The 21212-nt window shown below is 41.2% G+C and carries 17 protein-coding genes and 1 riboswitch; of the genes, 12 read left to right on the top strand and 5 right to left on the bottom strand.

The features are described 5' to 3' along the window. Positions 1-35 precede the first annotated feature (35 nt). Positions 36-1769 carry a sigma 54-interacting transcriptional regulator gene (locus tag ACFVSW_RS27305; protein WP_387319774.1) on the top strand — a complete coding sequence of 578 codons (1734 nt, stop codon included), beginning with the start codon at positions 36-38 and terminating at the stop codon, positions 1767-1769. Positions 1770-1819: 50 nt separating this feature from the next. Here the strand turns inward: ACFVSW_RS27305 and ACFVSW_RS27300 are convergent, their stop codons facing one another. Beyond that, positions 1820-2458, bottom strand: coding sequence for an HAD family hydrolase (locus ACFVSW_RS27300; RefSeq protein ID WP_387319783.1), 639 nt, complete (start codon positions 2456-2458; stop codon positions 1820-1822). Between the two features lie 291 nt (positions 2459-2749). Next, a complete protein-coding gene (locus tag ACFVSW_RS27295; protein WP_387319773.1) occupies positions 2750-3643 on the bottom strand; it encodes a TraB/GumN family protein in 894 nt (297 codons plus the stop codon). A gap of 152 nt (positions 3644-3795) precedes the next feature. On the opposite strand from ACFVSW_RS27295, the gene recQ reads away from it, so the two are divergent. From recQ to ACFVSW_RS27275, 4 genes are all read left to right on the top strand, one after another. Further along, positions 3796-5922 carry a DNA helicase RecQ gene (gene recQ, locus ACFVSW_RS27290; protein ID WP_387319772.1) on the top strand — a complete coding sequence of 709 codons (2127 nt, stop codon included), beginning with the start codon at positions 3796-3798 and terminating at the stop codon, positions 5920-5922. A 102-nt stretch (positions 5923-6024) separates the two neighbouring features. Then, positions 6025-6810 carry an ABC transporter ATP-binding protein gene (locus ACFVSW_RS27285; protein ID WP_387319771.1) on the top strand — a complete coding sequence of 262 codons (786 nt, stop codon included), beginning with the start codon at positions 6025-6027 and terminating at the stop codon, positions 6808-6810. Between the two features lie 4 nt (positions 6811-6814). Continuing rightward, positions 6815-8452 carry a hypothetical protein gene (locus ACFVSW_RS27280; protein ID WP_387319770.1) on the top strand — a complete coding sequence of 546 codons (1638 nt, stop codon included), beginning with the start codon at positions 6815-6817 and terminating at the stop codon, positions 8450-8452. 28 nt (positions 8453-8480) lie between these two features. Continuing rightward, positions 8481-9398: a ketopantoate reductase family protein gene (locus ACFVSW_RS27275; RefSeq protein ID WP_387319769.1), complete on the top strand. Its 918-nt coding sequence runs from the start codon at positions 8481-8483 to the stop codon at positions 9396-9398. An 86-nt stretch (positions 9399-9484) separates the two neighbouring features. Here ACFVSW_RS27275 and ACFVSW_RS27270 read toward each other — a convergent pair whose 3' ends face one another. Continuing rightward, positions 9485-10660 (bottom strand): MFS transporter, encoded by a 1176-nt coding sequence (locus ACFVSW_RS27270; protein ID WP_387319782.1) that lies wholly within the window; start codon positions 10658-10660, stop codon positions 9485-9487. 262 nt (positions 10661-10922) lie between these two features. Continuing rightward, a riboswitch (SAM riboswitch) is annotated at positions 10923-11031 on the top strand. A gap of 127 nt (positions 11032-11158) precedes the next feature. Here ACFVSW_RS27270 and ACFVSW_RS27265 point away from each other — a divergent pair. From ACFVSW_RS27265 to ACFVSW_RS27245, 5 genes are all read left to right on the top strand, one after another. Beyond that, positions 11159-12274 (top strand): sugar ABC transporter substrate-binding protein, encoded by a 1116-nt coding sequence (locus tag ACFVSW_RS27265; protein ID WP_387319768.1) that lies wholly within the window; start codon positions 11159-11161, stop codon positions 12272-12274. A gap of 84 nt (positions 12275-12358) precedes the next feature. Next, positions 12359-13843 carry a sugar ABC transporter ATP-binding protein gene (locus tag ACFVSW_RS27260; RefSeq protein WP_387319781.1) on the top strand — a complete coding sequence of 495 codons (1485 nt, stop codon included), beginning with the start codon at positions 12359-12361 and terminating at the stop codon, positions 13841-13843. A gap of 1 nt (position 13844) precedes the next feature. Further along, complete coding sequence (locus tag ACFVSW_RS27255) at positions 13845-14849, top strand: ABC transporter permease (protein WP_387319767.1); 1005 nt, start codon at positions 13845-13847, stop codon at positions 14847-14849. Positions 14850-15025: 176 nt separating this feature from the next. Next, complete coding sequence (locus tag ACFVSW_RS27250) at positions 15026-15550, top strand: PadR family transcriptional regulator (protein ID WP_387319766.1); 525 nt, start codon at positions 15026-15028, stop codon at positions 15548-15550. Positions 15551-15554: 4 nt separating this feature from the next. Next, a complete protein-coding gene (locus ACFVSW_RS27245) occupies positions 15555-17294 on the top strand; it encodes an MFS transporter (protein WP_387319765.1) in 1740 nt (579 codons plus the stop codon). Positions 17295-17388: 94 nt separating this feature from the next. Here ACFVSW_RS27245 and ACFVSW_RS27240 read toward each other — a convergent pair whose 3' ends face one another. Then, positions 17389-17592, bottom strand: coding sequence for a YbdD/YjiX family protein (locus ACFVSW_RS27240; RefSeq protein ID WP_387319764.1), 204 nt, complete (start codon positions 17590-17592; stop codon positions 17389-17391). After that, positions 17585-19660, bottom strand: coding sequence for a carbon starvation CstA family protein (locus ACFVSW_RS27235; RefSeq protein WP_387319780.1), 2076 nt, complete (start codon positions 19658-19660; stop codon positions 17585-17587). Before ACFVSW_RS27235 ends, ACFVSW_RS27240 begins: the two co-directional genes overlap by 8 nt. A gap of 198 nt (positions 19661-19858) precedes the next feature. Between ACFVSW_RS27235 and ACFVSW_RS27230 the strand changes: the two genes are divergently transcribed. Beyond that, positions 19859-20620 (top strand): threonine/serine exporter family protein, encoded by a 762-nt coding sequence (locus tag ACFVSW_RS27230; RefSeq protein WP_387319763.1) that lies wholly within the window; start codon positions 19859-19861, stop codon positions 20618-20620. Between the two features lie 17 nt (positions 20621-20637). After that, the gene (locus ACFVSW_RS27225; RefSeq protein ID WP_387319762.1) at positions 20638-21078 is read left to right on the top strand and encodes a threonine/serine exporter family protein; all 441 of its coding nucleotides are present in this window, start codon (positions 20638-20640) and stop codon (positions 21076-21078) included. Positions 21079-21212: the final 134 nt, after the last annotated feature.

The raw sequence follows: 21212 nt of genomic DNA, 5'->3' as shown, positions 1-21212 counted from the left end.
TAGAAATACTTGAAGGTAATTCGGGGGTTGTACTGGTGAAATCTAATCGAGCTATTCACATTATCGCAATACAAGAGAACTACTTAGAAGAAATAACGAAACAAATGAAAGACGTGCTCGGCCATGAGATCATGATTAGACCGACTGCGCTAAAAGAATTACGTGCCAATATGGTTCACGACGATGATATCGTTGTTCTTTCCCATCATATGATAAAGGGATTAGTCAGCCAGCTAATTCCTGCTGATTGCCCGTGTATTATTGCTAAGCGGGATGTTAACTTTGCCAATGCAAGGGAATTAATAAATCTCCCTCCGGGTCAAAAAATTCTTGTTGTTAATGATACGAAGACTAATATCGAAGAGACTGTTGCTTCGCTAAGAGAAACCATTTTTGAGCATGAGTATTATCCATACAACCCAGATGAATCAATCCCAGATTCAATAGATTACATTTTAACTCCAGGAGAATTGGACTTCTTACCTACGGGTTTAATAGACGTGATTAATATCGGCTCAAGACTTTTAGATATCGAGACATTTTACGATATAGCAACCGCTCTTGGATTGAAGAATGATCAAACACAAATAGTAAAAAGATATTTTAAAACTCTAGTATCTCTTTCAACGGAATATGATGAAGGAAAAAGAAGTGCAAAAACGAATCCAATAAAGGATATTCGCAATGTTTCCAGCTATTCATTTCAAGATGTTATCGCAGTGAGTGAGTCGATGCAGAAAGTCGTTCAGCTTGGAAAGGAATTTGCCAAAACACCACTTCCAGTCCATCTATACGGCGAAGATGGGACCGGGAAAAGCATGCTTGCCCAGGCCATTCATCATCATTCCTGCCAATCTGGCAATCCTTTTATTTCGATTAATTGTAAATCGAAATCCACCGACATGTTGGAAAGAGAATTGTTTGGATCAGAAGAAAGCCATATGATTTCTATTGGTGCATTTGAAGTTGCTGAAAATGGAACCGTATATTTGGAAGATGCGGATGAATTGCTCATTCCACTTCAAAACAGAATTTTTCGAGCAATAAAGGAAAAAAAATTTCATCGTGTGGGTGGTACCAAGAGCATTCCTTTTCAGGCAAGATTGATTTCATGCAGTAAGCAAGGATTGATATGGCAAACTGAGAGTGGAGAGTTTAACCATTCTTTTTATGAAGCGCTTACGTCATTGTCATTAAAGGTCCCATCCTTAAAGGATCGAAGAGAAGATTTTGTTGCGTTAATCGAGGATATAAAAGGAAGACTGAAAAAAACAGATATTATTTTGAATCAGGACGTAATGAATCAATTACTGAATTATGAATGGCCAGGGAATGTGACAGAACTGTATAATACCATTACTTATCTATCTTTCTTAGGAGAACAAACGATAGAGGTAGAATTATTGCCTTTAAGGATTCGAATAGAGGAGAGTAACTTCCAACCTTTACCACTGTCAGAAATCAATCCAAATGAGGCAATAAGAAAAATTGAAGCTCATGGCTTTTTGGAGGAAAGTGTTGAAATCCTTAGGATATTTGAAGGTGGAAAGCGGGAACGGACCTCATATGGGCGGTTGACGCTTAAAAAACATCTAGAGGAAAAGGGGATAAATCTTACCGAACAGCAATTGCGCATGAGAATGGAAGTCCTTCAGGAACTAGATTTATTAATTGTTCGACAGGGAAGGGCAGGATCAACCATTTCACAAAATGGAGAGGAATTTCTTCGATTTATTTCCAATTCTATTCTCGAAAATTCAAAAAGATAAGTAAGAAACAAAACGAAGAGGCTAATGCGCCTCTTTTTCTGTTTAAGCAATTATTTTATCTGTTCAAAGCTAAAATCGAAAAATGTTTCAGAGCGAATTGCTTTTTCATGAAAGTTTAAAAAGGCTGTAACCTGATTTGGAATAACGATGCATGTCATCCCGGCTTCTATTGCAGCTAAGGCTCCATTAAGCGAGTCTTCAATTGCCAAGGCCTCTTGTGGTTCAACCTGTAATGCTTCCAAGGCCTTAATATATAAAGCAGGATCAGGCTTAACCTTAACTACATCTTCTTTTGTCTTAATCACAGAGAAATAATCCCAAAGGTCAAACTGTCTAAGGAATCCTTCTACCCACTCTCTGGATGAGCTGGAAGCAAGCCCTATCTTATATCCAAGCACCTTAGCTTCAGAGAGTTTTTCCTTTACTCCCTCACGAACTGCTAAGATTCCCTTTTTTGCTAAAAAGCGTTCAGTTGCTAAATTTTCTATGTCCTGTTGATCAATCTTTAGTCCGGTTTGGGTTTCTATGTATTGAAAAAACTTTTCATCAGTCGTACCGATACTTTTTGCAAATTCTTCTAGCGGCAATTCCATTTCATATGTCTCTTTCAGGATTTCCTGATAAACTTCAAACCAAATCGTTTCTGTATCAATAATGGTCCCATCAAAATCAAAAATCACTGCTTTAATTATCACATTCTCCCCCATTCTATTACACCTTTAATTGCTTAAGATATTTATATTATATGAACTCCGGGTGATCGACACAAATTAATAGATTAAATGATTGGAATTCATTGTGTGGGAATATTGGAAAGATAAGTGTGGATCTTTTTTTTCACAGTCAATAATTTTCTTCTTGACTTAATGGTTATTTTTGGTGTTTTAACATCTTCAGGTTTGCTTAAAAATCAACTGGTAAGGAATGCAACTGGCAAAAACGCTTGAGGCAATTTTTTTGCCCTCAAGCGTTTCCGATTTCTAATTAACAATATTCTTAACTTCATATCCATTTTCCCTAAAATAGGTAAGAATCCCATTTTCCCCTTCTAGGTGCCCGCTGCCGACAGCTGCAAAATAAATTTCGCCACTTTCGATAAAAGACGCAAATTTTTCCACCCAGATTTTATTCCGGTCCTCAACAAGTATTTTATTTTGTTTTTTATCAAATTCATCTGCAAGCTGCTCTTCAATGTCTACTAATTTTTCTTGAATATAGTCAGTATATAATTGTGCCAGCTGCTTTTGCGATTCTTTTAATGAGGGAATTTGCTTAATTACTTTTTCAGCTTCATTTTCAGAATAAACTTTTTGCATCGCTTCGATTTGGTATTTTGGTGTTTCAAGAAATTTGTTTGTAAGATGATAGGTATCCGCCAATTCCATTATCTTTTGATCAACGCCATAATCCGATGAAAAATCATCCGTGCCAGCGTCTAAAAATAAACTCATCACATACCATAATCGATATTTCTGAAGAGAGTGATAATCGAGACTGTATTCTTTAGCCCGCTTTTCCAAATACTCTTGGGCATCCGTTGATAAATAATCACTTAAGCTTTCATCCTTATTAAAAAAACACATGTCATGATAATCACCATTCATCAGGTCGATGGCATCTGTTTCCGTCACGAGAAATTTTGATTCCTTGAGGGCCTGTGAAATTTTAATAGGAAAAGGGTACATCTCAACTTTACCGATATGAATAGTGCCAAGTAAGTACATGTACTGATTATTTTTTTCAATTTTATAAATCGGCCATTTCACATCAATCTCCGCTTCACTTCTTGTTTGACTTGCAGCAGTAGTAGAGCAGCTTGTTAGCAGTAAACACAAGAAAATCGGGACCTTCCTAATAAATGATCGTTTCAACACTGCTGGCTCCCTCCTCGTAACAGAAATTTCTATATCCAATGGTAAATATACCACATTAATCTTTAACAAAGCCCAATAATTAGAGTTATAATAGGGTATGGCACCCTAGCACTATTACATAGATTATCCCCAAATTGAAAGGAGAAACCATCTTGTTTGAAAAAGCACTCCCCTTACTAGAATCCCATTTTGGCTACGACGCCTTCCGGAAAGGCCAGGAGCAGGCAATCCGCTCGGTATTAACCGGAGAAAACACCATTTGTGTCATGCCGACTGGCGGCGGAAAGTCGATTTGCTACCAAATTCCTGCCCTCATTCTGCCAGGCACCACGATTGTCATCTCCCCGTTGATCTCCTTAATGAAGGACCAGGTAGATGCCCTCATTCAAGTCGGGATTCCGGCGACATTTATTAATAGTTCTCTCAGTTTTAACGAGGCAAACGAACGGATTCGAGCGGCAAAGCAGGGCAAATATAAATTACTCTACATTGCACCCGAGCGTTTGGAATCGTATGAGTTTCTGGAAGATCTTAATCAGATGGAGATTCCCTTAGTTGCCGTCGATGAAGCCCATTGTATTTCACAGTGGGGCCATGATTTCCGCCCAAGCTACCGCCATATCCAGCAAATGATTCATAATCTGCCCAAGCGGCCGAATGTGCTTGCCCTAACAGCAACTGCAACCCCAAGAGTGCGCGCAGATATTTGCCAGCTGCTAAATATTGATGAAAATAATACCATTATTACCGGGTTTGAACGAGAAAATCTTTCTTTTTCAGTTATAAAAGGACAGGACCGGGTGAAGTATCTCCAAGCCTATTTAAAAAAGAACGACAAAGAAGCAGGAATTATTTATGCGGCAACAAGGAAGAATGTTGACCAGCTTTATGAACGGCTCCGCAAAGAAAACATTAATGTCGCCAGGTACCATGCAGGGATGGGCGACGCGGACCGTGCCCGTGAGCAGGAACGATTTTTAGAAGATAAAGCATCAGTCATGGTAGCGACCTCTGCCTTCGGAATGGGGATTGATAAGTCGAATATCCGCTATGTGCTCCATTTTCAGATGCCGAAAAACATGGAGAGCTATTACCAGGAAGCAGGCCGTGCCGGTCGTGACGGGCTGGAGAGTGAATGTATCCTGCTTTATTCCCCGCAGGATGTGCAGGTGCAGCGCTTTTTAATTGACCAATCCAACGATCGAAGCCGAATCACACAAGAGTTGGAAAAGCTGCAGCAGATGGTTGATTATTGTCACACGGAGAACTGCCTTCAAGAATATATTTTGAAATATTTCGGTGAAATAGAAACGGACACCTGCGGCAGATGCGGAAATTGCTTAGATTCGCGGACAAGCATCGATGTCACAAAGGAAGCGCAAATGGTAATGTCCTGTGTGATTCGGATGGGGCAGCGCTTCGGCAAAAATCTAACCGCACAAGTGTTAACCGGATCGAAAAATAAAAAAGTTACCGAAATGGGCTTTAATCGGCTCACCACCTATGGAATCATGAAGGACCAAGGGGCGAAAGAGGTCAGTGATTTTATTGAATTCTTGATTTCGCAGGAGTTGATTGCGATTGAACAGGGGCAATTTCCAACCATCTATGTTTCCCCGAAAGGAAAAGACATTCTTTTAGGAAAGCAGCCGGTTTATCGCAGAGAAGCTGTTAAAGTGAAAGAAGTTTCGAAAAATGATCCGATGTTTGAAGAGCTTAGAGAGGTGCGAAAAAGAATTGCCGAAACAGAAAAAGTACCGCCATTTGTTATTTTTTCTGATGCTGCGCTTAAGGATATGTGTGCCAAACAGCCGAAAACGAATGAGGAGTTTTTACAGGTCAGCGGTGTCGGTGAACATAAGCTGCAAAAATATGGACTTGAATTTATTCAAGCGATTCGTGGTTTTTTAGAAACTCACCCAGATTACCAAAGTGAAATCCAAGCGGAAGCGTCAGCGGCGAAAAAACCAGCCAAAGCTGTAGGAGATTCACATTTAGAAACATTTGGGTTACATCAAAACGGTCTTTCCATAAATGAGATTGTGGAAAAACGGTCTCTGGCGATAAGTACGGTAGAGAGCCATCTGCTTCAATGTGCCCAGCAAGGATTAACTGTCGACTTCATCAGGCTGATTCCAAGTGAATACATCCCACTATTAGAAAAGGCCGTCGAAGAGGCTGGTCGACATCGACTAAAACCAATTAAGGAACTGCTCCCAGAGGAAGTTAGTTATTTCATGATAAAAGCATATGTGTATTATGTGAGTAAAAATAAATAATAGGTTGGCTGGCACAAAGGAAATAACCTTCGCCAGCCATACTTTTAATAGAAGTTAAGGTAGATTATGTTAATATGAAATTATCAAACTTGATAGAAGGTGATGGTCATCGAAGAAGTAGTATTATCTTTATGGGATTTAAAGAAGAATTACGGGACTAAAGAGGTATTAAAGGGGATTGATTTAGCGGTTCATCGTGGGCAAATCATCGGTTATATTGGTCCGAATGGCGCCGGAAAAAGCACGACAATCAAGATTTTGCTTGGGCTCGAGGGCGACTATTCCGGAAAGGTGGAGATATTTGGCGAGGAAGTTACCGAGAAGAATATCGGCTATAAAAGGAAGATTGGCTATGTGCCGGAAATTGTGGAACTCTATGATAATCTCACAGCCAGGGAATACTTGACCTTTGTCGGTGAACTATATGGAATGGATTTTCAAGCGGCGGATGAAAAAGCACAGCGGCTGATGAAAGTCTTCGGTTTGGAAGAGGTGTACGATTCAAGAATTGCCTCCTATTCCAAAGGAATGCGGCAAAAGGTACTGATTATCTCAAGTTTACTACATAACCCGGACCTGTTATTTTTGGATGAGCCGTTAAGCGGCCTTGATGCCAATAGTGTCATGGTCTTTAAAGAAATTCTCGCTGTACTGGCGGCGCAGGGAAAAACGATTTTCTATTCGTCACATATTATGGATGTCGTTGAGAAAATCAGTAATCGGATTATCTTAATCAATGATGGAAGAATTGTTGCTGACGGCAGCTTCAACGAGTTGAAGGCGCAAAATATGGAAGGGACCTTAGAACAAATCTTTAATCAGCTGACTGGTTTTAATGAATATAAGGCGCTGGCGGAGGAATTCGTGGCCATCGTCCAAGAGGTATAATCCGATGAAAAACTTTCAAACGCTCAAATTCTTAGATTTGTTCCGGCGGATTTTTGAGAGCTTTGGGATTGACTATCCCGTGATGCGAAAAATTTTAGCAGTCAAATTAACGATGGATGGGCGGAGAACCCCGACCATCTTTAACCAACAGGCTAAGAAAAAGAAAAAGCCTGAAGAAAACGGCTTTATCAAGTCTCTAGGGATGTATGTATTGTTAAGCCTTTTTCTTATTCCTGTCATGATTTTTGGACAGAATTATCTTTACCAAATGAGTATTTTTTTCGGAATCGTCATGTTTCTGGTGATGACTTCGATGATCTCTGACTTTTCCAATGTTCTTCTCGATATCAAGGACAAGGGAATTCTGCAGACAAAACCGGTTGGGCGAAAAACGATCAGTGCAGCAAAAACGGTTCATATTAGTATTTATCTATTCTTTCTGACGGCGGCTATCGCAGGAGCTCCTATTGTGGCCGGGACATTTAAATATGGAATTCTGTTTTTACTCCTCTCGCTGATTGGGCTGATTTTAGTCAATTTATTCATTGTCGTATTAACCGCGATTATTTACTATTTCATCCTCCGTTACTTTGACGGTGAAAAACTAAAGGATATCATCAACTACGTCCAAATTGGTTTATCCGTTTCGATTGCTGTTGGTTATCAGATTTTGGGAAGATCCTTTAGTTTTATCGATATGAAAATTACCTTTTCGCCAAGCTGGTGGCAATTCTTTATACCGCCTATTTGGTTTGGGGCGCCTTTTGAATTGTTCTTAGGAAACCATTCGAACGGTTATCTAGTGATCTTTTCACTATTGGCATTGGTTGTGCCAGTCCTCGCGATTGTAGTTTATAACCGAATGATGCCTTCATTTGAAAGAAATCTGCAAAAGTTAACAAATAATAGCGGGGGAAGCAAACGGAAGGAACGCGGGTGGAAACAGTGGCTGACAAATGTCATTTGCCGCAGTAACGAGGAAAAGGTATTGTTTCGATTCTCCGATAATATGATGCGGAACGAGCGGGAATTTCGCTTAAAGGTTTATCCTGCCTTAGGATTATCGCTCGTTTTTCCATTTATTTTTATGTTTAACGAAATTCAAATGAATTCCTATGCTCACCTCGTATCGAGCAAATGGTACTTAGGAATTTATATGTCTTGTTTGATGATCCCCAATGCGGTGACGATGCTGAAATACTCGGGGAAATATAAGGGGGCCTGGATTTACAAAACCGCGCCAATAAAGAGCTTAGCACCTTTATACAGTGCCGCGTTGAAGGTGTTCATTGTTAATCTCTTTCTTCCAGTCTATTTAATCCTATCCGTCATTTTTATCGGTATCTTTGGGATAAAAGTCATCCCAGACCTTTTGGTTGTGTTCGTGACCGCCGTATTATATACGATTATTTGCTCGAACTATCTTAAAGGGACGCTGCCTTTTTCGGAATCGTTTGAGGATGCCCAGCAGAGCGGGGGAGCAAAAATTCTCCTGGCGTTACTTCTGATTGCTGTTTTTATCGGTATCCATTTTGCGGTTACATTTATTCCATATGGAGTGGTGATTTATTACATTTTGCTTCTGGTAATCACCATTTTTGCTTGGAAACTGGCCTATAAGACGATTTGGAATTTTCAATAGATAATAATAGTATACAAGGGGGATTAGCATGAGAGTTTTAGTCGTTGGTGCAGGTGCTGTCGGCGGTTATTTTGGCGGACGCTTACTTGAAAAAGGAGAAGATGTTACTTTTTTGGTGAGGGAAGGAAGGAAAAAGCAGCTTGAGGAAACAGGACTGGTCATTGAGAGTGTCCACGGCAATGTGACATTAATTCCTGCAACTATTTTAGCAGGAGAGGATGCAGGTCCGTTTGATTTGATTTTACTTTCAACGAAAGCCTACCATCTGGATGGAGTGCTTCAAAGCATCCGACAGTATGTCAGCAAAGAAACTGCTATTCTGCCATTATTAAACGGTATTTCGCATGTTGATAGACTGGCAATGATATTTGGAGAAGAACAGGTCATCGGCGGTCTTTGCTTTATCGAAACCACCCTTGATAAGGATGGAAAAGTCATCCAATCCAGTCCGAAACATGATTTAGTGTTTGGAGAACGAACGGGTGAAACGACAGAGCGCATTTTAAAAATTGAAGAAGCATTTAAGGGGACTAACATAGGTTATCGTTTAAGCGACAACATAAACCAGGATTTATGGAATAAATATCTCTTCATTTCTACAATGTCCGGAATTACTACCTTAATGAGGTCGCCAATTGGGCCAATCCGTGAGGAACCAAGCGGCAAAGCTGAAATTTCAAAGCTTTTGGAGGAAATTATTTCTGTGATGAAACGGGTAGGTGCACCTCTTCCTGAGGATAGTCAAACGCTTCAAATGAACCAAATTGATAATCTGGCATATCCAATGAAATCCTCGATGCAGCGAGATACGGAGAAATTATCACAGGTTGAGGCTGACCATGTACACGGCTATTTAGTAGAGATTGCACATAAGGAGCTGATTTCAGTCCCTGTTTTAGAAGCTGTTTATGCCAATTTAAAAGTTTATGAGAAACAGTTATCATAAGAAAACGGCCCAAATTTTAATGGGCCGTTTTAATAATTTGCGCTTTAAGCAAAGCAGTACCATTTTTCCCGATAAAGGCAATGCTTTTAAGCCGTATGCTTCACTAGCTTTGGATTTCGTTGCATGGAAACAAGTAAAATTAAACCGCTAATAACCAATAAGGCACTTGTACTGATAAATACCGCGGAAAATCCAAAGGAACCGGATATGAATCCGCCTAATAACGGTCCGATTATATTTCCAAGAAACCTTAGACTTGTATTGTAACCAAGCACCTCACCTTGCATTGCAATCGGCGCTTCCTGGCGGATATAAGCAATTCGTACAGGAATTATACCGCCAATCGTGACACCGAGGGCGAAGCGGATGATGACAAGCTGCCAAAGACTTGTAACGGCTGCTCCCGGCAGGTAGACAATTCCCGCCAAGAAAAGAAGAATGATCAGTATTTTGATATAGCCATACTTATCAGCAATTTTCCCCCAATTCCTCGACATCATTAAATTTCCTAGGCCTGCGGCGGAGAAAGCAATCCCTGAATAAAAGGCGATATTTGCTGGCCCGTGCAAATCACTAACAAATAAGGATAAAATCGGTTGGATGCTAAAGTGTGCAATCTGGACAAGAGCAGAGATTAGCAGCACGGTTAATAACACGGGATTGCGAGTAATATGCTTCAATACTTCCTTGCTTGAATAATGGGTTTTGGCACCCTTTTTGGCTTCAAGCAGGAATTCTTTTGTGGCAATGACAAGTAGCGCAGAAATGAATATGGAAATGGAGGTCCATTTAAAGGTGGTAGAATAGCCAAGGGAATCTGCCAATATTCCGCCTAACATTGGCCCTAACAACGAACCTGTGATGCTGCCGGTTTGCAATGTACCAAGGACCCGTCCAGCAATCTGTTTCGGTGTTTGTGTGGAAATGAAAGCTTGTGACATCGGGATAAATCCCGAAAAGAATCCCATGAAAAATCGCAGCATAAAAAGCTGCCAAACGGAATGGACATATCCTATAAGAAAAATCGAGAATGCCATTCCTAATCCGGAAAAAATAAGAATTTTTTTCCTCCCATAGCGGTCGCCAATTCTCCCCCAAATCGGTGAAAAAAGGAAGGCGGAAACAAATGTAATCGCAAACGTTAACCCTGACCAATGCTGGACATATTTTTCGGAAAAATCCCCAAACGACTCAATGTACAACGAAATAAACGGCATAACCATCGTCATACTTCCGGCTACAAAGAAGTTGGCAAACCACATGATCAGTAAATTACGTTTGGCACTTTCCTGCTGGTTCACGCTATTAAACACTTCTTTCTAAAGTTATTTCGGTTCCCTAAATATTATCATACCGAAGTTTCTGATGATTATAAAGGGATAGGTCTTACTTTGAAACTTTGCTTTATTTTCCCCTACATGCAAGTGTTTTGAATATTTTTTAAGTAGAAATATTCAAAACACTATTGACAACTTATTAATAGGAGTTTAAATTAAGTTTAATACTTTAAATGAATAATACGTTCTCTTATCAAGAGTGGCAGAGGGACTGGCCCGATGACGCCCAGCAACCGTTCCGACAAGGAATTGGTGCTAAATCCTGCAAAACAATTTTTTGTTTTGAAAGATAAGAGAGGAGTAATCCTTCTATTTGTGATGAAACCTCTCTTTTCTGGAGAGGTTTTTTATTTTACCTAAAAACAAACTTTTCCAATAGGAGTAACGGTGTATTGGTAAGAACAAAAAGGAGGAGCTTTAAAAATGAAAAGGAATTTATTAAAAAGTACGTTCGTATCAGCATTGGCGGCAACGCTATTACTAACTGGCTGTGCTTCTGGCGGGGAAACAAAACAGGCAAGCGGCAATAAAAAGGTTTCACTTGAAGGGGTACCGGAGGCATTTTCCAAAGGGGATCAGTTGAAAATCAAGGTCATTCGTAAAATTGGCGGTGACGACCATACAGCCCAATTCTTAGCCGGGGCAAAAGAAGAAGGAGAAGCATTAGGGATAAAAGTAGACGTGTTTACCGCAAATGGGGACACAGCGAAATTCCACGATGCCATCAATCAGGCATTAGATCAGAATTATGATGGATTTATCATTTCACACGGTGACGACGATGCCACAGTAAACGATGTAAAGAAAATCGTAGAAAAAGGAAAACATGTTGTTGCATTTGACTCGAATCCAAACCTGGCGAATGTTGAAGGTGTGACGCTTACGTCTCAGGATGATGAAGCATTAGCGACCTTAGCACTTGACCAGCTCGTAAAGGATACGAAGGGTAAAGCCAATATTGCTTATCTTTGGGTAGACGGCTTCCCGCCAATGGTCCGTCGGAACAAAGTTTATCAGGATGTGCTTGCGAAAAACCCCGGGCTTAAAGAAGTGGAACGCTTTGGCGTAGCAGCAGCGGATACAAGTGTGCAAACGCAAAATGCCGTTGCGGCGATGTTGAACAAATACCCTAAGGGCAAGCTTGACGCTATCTTTGCTACGTGGGATGCTTTTGCGATTGGTGCAGCACGTGCGCTTAAAGAAGCAGGCCGTGAAGAAGTGAAAATCTTTGGAATTGATGTTTCCAATGCAGACCTGCAGGATATCCAAAGAAAAGGCAGTGCCTGGAAGTATACAGCGGCTGTCGATCCTAAATTAATCGGCGCTGTCGATTTGAGAATACTTGCGAAAAAACTGGCTGGCGAAGAAACACCAAAAACCTATGACTTAGAAGCATCACTTGTTTCTCAAAAAAACCTGCAGGACTCCAAGGATCCAGTGAACATGGTTAATCTTTCAAAAATCATCCCAGGCTGGGGTGAGTCTACGGCATTTGAAGAAGAGTGGATGAAAACGTTAAAGAAGCATTATAAAAAATAATTCCAGCTGGCACTCTCTTATTCAATCGATTAAGAGAGTGTCGTTTTGATAGGGGGTGGCATTTTGACGAGTTCAACATTGGCAATGAAAAACATCTCAATTGAATTTCCAGGCGTAAAGGCGTTAAACCAGGTTAATTTTTCGATGGAAACGGGGAAAATTCAGGCATTGATTGGGGCGAATGGTGCAGGGAAATCAACGTTAATGAAGGTTCTCTCCGGAGCCTATGACCACTATACCGGCGAGATATCGATGGATGGGCAAAACCTGAAGATTCGTTCCCCGAAAAATGCCCAGGATGCTGGTATTCAAATTGTTTACCAGGAGGTTGATACGGCCCTTATTCCGTATTTAACCGTGGCTGAAAATATTATGCTGCTGGACACTGTTCATAACATGGGAAAACGACAATGGATGAAATGGAATAAGCTTCATCAAAAAGCGGCGCAAATCTTGTCCGGTATGAATATTAGACTTTCAACGAAGACGCTGGTGAGCGAGTTGTCACTTGCTGAAAAACAAATGATTTTAATCGCTAGAGCAGTTTCCAATAAGTGCAAGTTTCTTATTTTAGATGAGCCGACTGCACCATTGAGCCATACCGAAACGAGCGAACTTTTTCGGATTACTCGGGAACTAGTTAAACAAGATGTAGGGATTATTTTTATCTCACACCGCCTGCCGGAAATATTTGAAATCTGCGATGAAGTGACGGTTATGCGAAATGGTGAATTTGTTGTGAAAGAGCAGGTTGCCGCCACAACTTCCAATAAAGTGGTTGAGCATATGCTTGGTCAAAAGCTGGAGGAGCAGTTTCCCGAAAGGAATACGACCATTGGAAACAGCGTCCTAGAAGTGAAAGGACTTTCTGATAGAGAAAAAATTAAAAACTTGAATTTTCACGTTAAATCAGGAGAAATCGTTGGAATTGCGGGGCTTGTTGGCGCTGGGAAAACAGAAATGTGTAAAGCGTTATTCGGTTCCGAGAAAGTAACTGGCGGGGAAATCCTGCTTCACGGGACCGAAGTGAAAATAAAGAGTCCGTATGAGGCAGTAAAGAAGGGGTTTGCTTTAGTTCCCGAAGAACGGAGGAAGGAAGGAATTCTTGTTCTTGAATCAGTGGAAGCTAATTTGACAGCAGCGAACCTAGGGAGCTTTTCAAAGACTTTTAGCTTCTTAGATAGAAAAAGAGAAAAAGAGACAGCTAGGCAATTGATCAGACGCCTCGGAATTAAAACCCCATCTGAGGAAACGAAGGTCCAAAATCTGTCTGGCGGTAATCAGCAAAAGGTAGCAATCGGAAAATGGCTCGTTGCCGATGCGGATGTCTACATTTTTGATGAACCAACCAAAGGCGTCGATGTCGGGGCGAAGAAGGATATCTTTGAATTAATTGTCGAATTGGCCAGCCGGGGCAAAGCGATTATCTATGCATCATCCGAGCTTTCGGAGATTATCGGGATTACAGACCGGGTCTATGTTTTATATGACGGCAAGGCGGTAAAGGAATTGGAAACAAAAGCAACCAGCGAAGAGGAACTTTTAATGTATTCAACAGGGGGCAGGTAAAATGGAAGCAAAAATTTCAGCGAAGAATCAGGAGGCCCCAGCGAAAAAGGCTTTTGAGCTATTTCAGTTTTTATATAAATACGGGACTATCATTACGATTCTTGCACTTATCATTATTTTTTCAGCCGCCAATCCTGCATTTATTCAGGGCAGCAATATTATCAATATTTTACGTTCTATATCGATTGTGACGATAATTGCGATTGGCATTACGATTTCATTATCTGTAAATGGTTTCGATTTGTCGGTAGGCTCAGTGGCATCGCTTTCTAATGCGGTTGTCATTTCGATGTTTGTATGGTTTTCACAGAATACTGTGGTGGCAATTATTTCTGCGATTGCGGCGTCATTGGTTGTTGGGGCGTTAAACTCGTTCATGATTGTGAAGTTAAGAATCCCTGATATGCTGATGACGTTGGCGACGATGTTTATTATCCAAGGGACAGCACTTACCTACACAAAGGGAGCAACGGTTTCGCAAAATATGGTGATGCCGGATGGCTCAATGGCGACAGGTTTGATTAGTCCATTTTTTGCAAAAATCGGTGAGGTGCCATGGATTATTATCATCATGGCTGTGACCGTCATGCTTGTGCACATCTTTTTGACCTATACAAAGCATGGCCGCTATATGTATGTAATCGGTGGAAATAAAGAAGCGGCAAGACTCTCAGGGATCCCTGTGAATAAATATAAGGTAGCCGCCTATTTACTATCGGCACTGTTTGCAGCGATTGGCGGGATTGTGCTTGCATCTCGTGTTATGACGTCAGAAATTAATTCAGGGGCGCCCTACTTAATGGATTCAGTAGCCGCCGCCTTTATCGGCTTTTCAGTACTTGGAGCCGGGAAGGCCAATGCGATTGGCACGTTTGTTGGGGCAGTCTTGATTGGAATATTGCAAAACGGCCTCGTGATGATGTCGGTGCCGTATTATGCGATGGATATTGTTAAAGGGGCAGTATTGGCCTTTGCACTTGCGATTACCTACTATAAGCAGAAATAAACCTATTCACATTGTGGATAGGTTTTTTTGTGGCTATTTAAGGGCAATGGTCAATTCGCAAATAAACTGTCACGAATCGCAAATAAAAAATTTATTGAAAAAATATCCAAATCTATATTGACAATATTTATATTAACAATGATAATATAAACATAAATAATATGAGGTGAACACAAATGAACATACAAGACGTTATCCTTGGCTTTATCTACGAGGAGCCGATGAGCGGCTATGATATCAAACAAATGATGGAGAATTCCGTGTCCTACTTTTTCGACGCGTCATTTGGGGCGATTTATCCGGCATTAAGGAAAATGGAAAAGGAAGGTCTGGTTGAAAAACAGGTGATCCAGCAAGACGGAAAGCCGAACAAGAATTTATTCGTGATAACGGAAAGTGGAAAAGAGCAATTTCAACATTACCTTAACAGCCCAGTCAATCCAACCGTAACAAGATCAGATGTCCTAATCCGCATATTCTTTGGGAGGTTTACCACCAAGGAAAAAATCCAACAGTGGTTGGAAGAAGAGCACGTAAAGAGCCAGGCAATGTTTGATAATTTAAACAGAATTGCTAAGATTTACCCGAATATGGAACAGCACAAAAGATTTACATTAGAATTTGGGATTCGCCAAGCTAAGATGATTTTGGGAATGGTCGACGAAGAACTTAAAAAATTGAATGAACAACAAGGGGAGTAATAGAATGAAGGGAACTGGCGGAATGAAGATTGTTTTGCTCATGTGTTTAGGGGTATTTGTTTGTATGCTTGATTCCACGATTATGAACATTACGCTGCCGGCGATTCAAAATAGCTTGCACACAACATTAGAAACGAGCTCATGGATGTTGAATGTATACACGATGACGATTGCTGTTTTAGCAATTCCAATGGCAAGGTTTGCAGAGATGTTTGGCCGAAATAAATTTTATATAGTCGGACTATTTGTTTTTGGATTAGGGTCAGCACTTTGCGGGCTGGCGACGAGTGGGGACTTTTTAATCGCTGCAAGGCTCATTCAAAGCTTAGGTGCCGCCATCTTAATTCCATGCAGTATGGTGATTGGTATAGCTTCGATGCCAATTGAAAAAAGGATTCTTCCTTTAACATTGTTGGGAGCCACGCAGGGTTTAGCCACGGCATTGGGACCGACGGTGGGAGGAATCATTACTGAAAAACTAAGCTGGCATTGGGTTTTCTACGTCAATGTTCCAATTTGTTTACTTGCTATTGTCGCAGCCTTCATTATCTTAACACTAAAGAAAGAAGCTCGTGTAAAATCAAAAATAGACTGGTTTGGATTGCTCTTCTCTGTTTCGGCTATTTTCCCACTTAACCTTGTATTGATCAAAGGGAATACATGGGGCTGGGTAAGTACGCTGGCAATTTTATGCTATTTAATGACGGTCGCCTCCATCGCCTTGTTCATCGTGGCAGAGAAAAAATCGAAGGCTCCAATGGTAAATCTAAATCTCTTTAAAGACCGCTTGTTTACAGGGTCAGTTGTAACAGTGACAACAGGGTTTATCTTCCTCATCGGTGTAATGGTCCTACTACCTCAGTTTTTAACTAACTTCCAGCATAAGACGGAGCTTCAAGCCGCACTACTCGTCACACCCGTATCTGCCGCCATCTTTGTCTTTTCCAATCTTGCCGGGTTACTTACAAAAAAAATCGGATATACAATCCCAGTCATTCTTGGTTTTGGAATTATGGGATTTGCATATTATTTGTTACACAATTTAACTATTTACAGCACTTCACAAGAGATTATCCTATTGTGCAGTTTGCTTGGCTTGGGATTTAGCTTTGTAATTTCAGCGGCGACGATTGCCAGCACTTCCTCATTTGAGGGAGAAATGCTGACAGCCTCCCAGGGGGTGTTTTCGATGCTAAGGCAGTTAGGGGTGGTATTAGCCGTTGCCATCTTTGTTGCTGGTCTAACGAATAATATTAACGATAAAAAGCAGGAAGTTGCCCATTTCGCAACCCAAAAACTTGAAAAGCTCGAGGTACCGCAATCAGCAAAAGAGAAAATTTTAAGTGAAACGGAAAAGTCAATCAACGGTAGTGAGACTTCACGCAAAACCAATCCGACCTTAATGACGGCAGCGGAGCGTCATCAAATCATCGACAGCAACGTCCAAAAAGCGCTTGACGCTATTCCTGAAGAAAAAAGAACTTCAGCAAAAGAACTGATTTACCAACAGGTTGAAAAGCAGGTGGATAAGGATATTGATGAAAATGGAAAGCTCGTAAAAAACTATTCGAAGCAAGTTTCCGCTTTTGCAAAAGAAACAATTGCCTCTAGTTTTGCAGACCTTTATAAAGCGAGCATTCCATTTGTATTACTTTGCTGCTTAACTGGAATCGTTTTTATAGAAAGAAAAAAGAAGCCCGCTGCCTCTTTTGTGAAAACATCTGTATACAGAGTAAATAAATGAAAATAGATATTTAAAATTTAGCATCAATAAAACATAAAACGGCCTCCATCTAAATGATGAAGGCTGTTTTTGTTATTTCCAAGCGAATTTCTAATCAACAGCATCTCGACACTTTTCCACCCTTTGCATTGTAACGAGCTTCCTGTGCCTCACAGAAAAATTCCTTCCGTGACTTCACCGGCTCCCCTGGATGGTGTGATTCCATATGCTGAACGTATACCTCATAGCTTGGAACTCCTACTAGAAGGCTTAGAAATTGCTTTCTATAAGCATTGATTTTTCTTAATTGATTAAGCATGGAATTTCACATCTCCTTCATTGTGAGGCACGTATGGTGACTCATGCAATGGTAGTTTGTGGTTTGTTAACACTTTAAACCAAATCCGGAGTGCTGAAATTAAGACAACGATGACCACGAACATGAACAGAGCAGTAAGTGCGGCATCAACATAGTCATTTATTAACACCTGCTTCATTTGGGCAGCCGACGCAGCCGGCGCCATGATCTTTCCATCATCGTATGCCCCTTTGAAAATTTTCGCATGTGCCAAGAAGCCAATTTTCGAATTCTCATGGAAAAGCTTTTGCCAGCCGGCAGTTAAGGTAACAATTAATAGCCAGGTTGTTGGTAGCAAAGTCACCCATACATATGCTTTTTTGCCCATTTTATAAAGAATGGTTGTTCCTAGCAGAAGCGCAATTCCGGCAAGCATTTGGTTGGCAATCCCAAACAGGGGCCAAAGTGTATTGATTCCGCCAAGCGGGTCAATTACGCCCTGATACAAGAAATAACCCCAGAAGAGCACGCATAAGGCAGTAGCGATGATGTTTGGAATTAGCGAATCTGTTTTAGCAAAAGGCTTATAAACCGTTCCGAGAAGATCTTGAATCATAAAACGTCCGACACGAGTTCCAGCGTCGATAGTTGTCAAAATGAACAAGGCTTCGAAAAGGATGGCAAAATGGTACCAGAACGCCATTAAGGCCTTTCCGCCAATGACATTTGAAAATATTACCGCCATTCCTATGGCAAGGGTCGGCGCACCGCCAGTTCTTGATAAAATCGTTTGCTCGCCGACATGCTTAGCGATCGTTGATAAGTCCTCAGGAGTAACAGTAAAGCCCCAGCTCGATACAGTAGTAGCAGCTTGAACAACATCTGTCCCAATCAAGGCTGCCGGGCTGTTAATCGCAAAATACACACCTGGGTGCAATACGCAGGCAGCAATCATCGCCATAACCGCAACAAATGATTCTGTCAGCATCGCGCCATAGCCAATTGGCCGGGCATGGGATTCGCGTTCAATCATTTTAGGGGTGGTCCCTGATGAAACCAACGCATGGAACCCGGAAACGGACCCACAGGCAATCGTGATAAATAAGAATGGGAAGAGGTTCCCGGCGAATACCGGTCCTGTTCCGTCAATAAACTTTGTAATACCCGGCATTTCAAGATTAGGAGCGACAATGATAATACCTAATGCAAGTCCTAGAATGGTTCCGACTTTTAAGAACGTACTTAAATAGTCCCGCGGTGCAAGTAAAAGCCAAACTGGTAAAACCGATGCGACAAAACCATATATAATCATCATGATGGCAATCGTCTCACCTTTAAAGGTAAACATGCTGGCTAATGTCGGATTTTCTGCAACCGTTTGTCCAAAAATTAACGAAAGAACCAACAAAACAATCCCGATTACGGATGCCTCGCCAACCCGGCCAGGACGGATAAAGCGCATATAAATTCCCATAAAAATCGCAATCGGAATCGTTGCAGCGATGGTAAACATTCCCCATGGGCTGCCGATAAGTGCTTTCACAACTACAAGTGCTAAAACAGCTAATAAAATAATCATAATGCCTAAAATGCCAATCATGGAAATAATGCCTGTTACCTTGCCCATCTCATCCTTGATCATTTCACCAAGGGATTTTCCATTTCGCCGCATCGAACCAAAGAGAATAATAAAGTCCTGAACAGCGCCTGCTAACACAACACCAACTACAATCCACAGTGTTCCCGGCAAATAGCCCATTTGCGCGGCTAGAATTGGACCAACCAATGGTCCGGCACCGGCAATAGCGGCAAAATGGTGTCCGAACAGCACCCATTTATTAGTCGGCACATAGTCTTTTCCATCATTATGTATCTCTGCAGGTGTCTTACGCTTGTCATCAAGCTGAAAAACTTTTTGTGCAATAAATTTGCTGTAAAAACGATAGGCAATCGAATATACGCATACAGCTGCTGTTAACAGCCAAATAGCATTAATGCTTTCGCCTCTGTTTAAGGCCATCACTGCAAATCCTACTGCACCTAAGGCGGTAATGCCCCCCCATATAATAATCGATTTCAAAGCTTTCAACAAGATTCCCCATCCTTTCCAATAATATACTAATAAATTATAATCCAAAATTCAGAAGATTTAAATAATTATTTTTGCCTATTATTGAAAGAATTCTTTTCAGGATTCCTTGCTCAAGACTGCATCTTGTGCATTGCTTCAAACCATGGTTTTGATTTACACTAAGAAGCAAATGTAGGAATAATGTGGTGAGATATAATGGGAAACCAAGTTGAACAAACATACGATATCATGGAGGTCTGTCTGCTTGCGGGGAAAATAATGCTCCAGAGCGGCGCGGAGACCTATCGGGTGGAGGATACGATGATGCGGATTGCCTCCTCTTTTGGGATTGTAAAAACACATAGTTATGTAACTCCGACCGGGATTATTTTTTCAGCGGAGGGGGCTGAGCCGACAAAGACTAAGCTGATTCGAATTTCGGAGCGCTCTACGGATTTGAAAAAGGTGGCTTTGGTTAATAGTATTTCGCGAAATATCAGCAGCGGTACAATTAATCGCAAACAGGCATTGGAGCAATTGAATGAGATTGATTCCATGGACCTTTCCTTTCCCCTTAGAATTCAAGTGATCGCCGCAACTTTAGCGAGCGGCTGTTTCATGATTATGTTTAAAGGCGGTTGGAATGACTTTATTCCCGCGATGATTTCCGGGGGATTAGGGTATCTTAGCTTTGTCTGCTTCCATCGCTTTATCCCGATCAAGTTTTTCTCTGAATTTTTGGCATCCTTCGTCATTGGTTTGCTGTCGTTTATTTTTGTAAAAATGGGTGTAGGGCACCAATTAGATAAAATTATCATTGGCTCGGTGATGACGTTGGTGCCTGGTCTTTTAGTGACGAACGCCATCAGGGATTTAATGGCGGGACATTTAGTTTCAGGGTTGTCTAAAGGAGCTGAGGCTTTCCTGACGGCCTTTGCGATTGGGGCGGGAATTGCCGTTGTTGTTTCATTTTTATGAGGGTGAGGTTAGAAATAGTGGCGATTCTTGCACAGTTAATCACGAGTTTTATTGCTACAGGGGCCTTTGGGATTGTTTTTAATGCGCCGAAGGAAACCTTGGTGAAATGCGGGCTGATTGGCATGGGCGGCTGGCTAGTTTATTATCTTCTTGAAGGCTATACTAATAATGCTGTGCTGGCAACATTGGCAGCCACTGTATTTATCGCGGTCCTCAGTCAGGAGTTAGCAAAGTTTTATAAAACACCTGTAATTATTTTTAGTGTAGCCGGCATTATTCCGTTAGTGCCGGGCGGCCTTGCTTATGATGCCATGAGGAATTTTGTTGAGAATGATTATAATACCGCGCTTGGCTTAGCGGCAAAGGTACTTATGATTGCCGGATCAATTGCCTTTGGGCTCGTCTTTTCGGAAGTAATCAATCAAGTGATTCGAAAGCTTACTCCAAGAAAAAGCTGAGAAATTCCCTTTTAGCGAAAAAGCTAAAGGGGTTTTTTCTTAAGGCTGTGTTAAAGAACATTGTTGATTTTGAGCACAATGTTGATTGGAGTGGAAGGCGCGAGACTCCTGCGGGAGCAGCGGGACAGGTGAGA

Source organism: Neobacillus sp. NPDC058068 (assembly GCF_042885335.1).
Taxonomy (GTDB): Bacteria; Bacillota; Bacilli; order Bacillales; family Cytobacillaceae; genus Neobacillus.
This window is presented reverse-complemented; position numbering and strand designations above follow the sequence as displayed.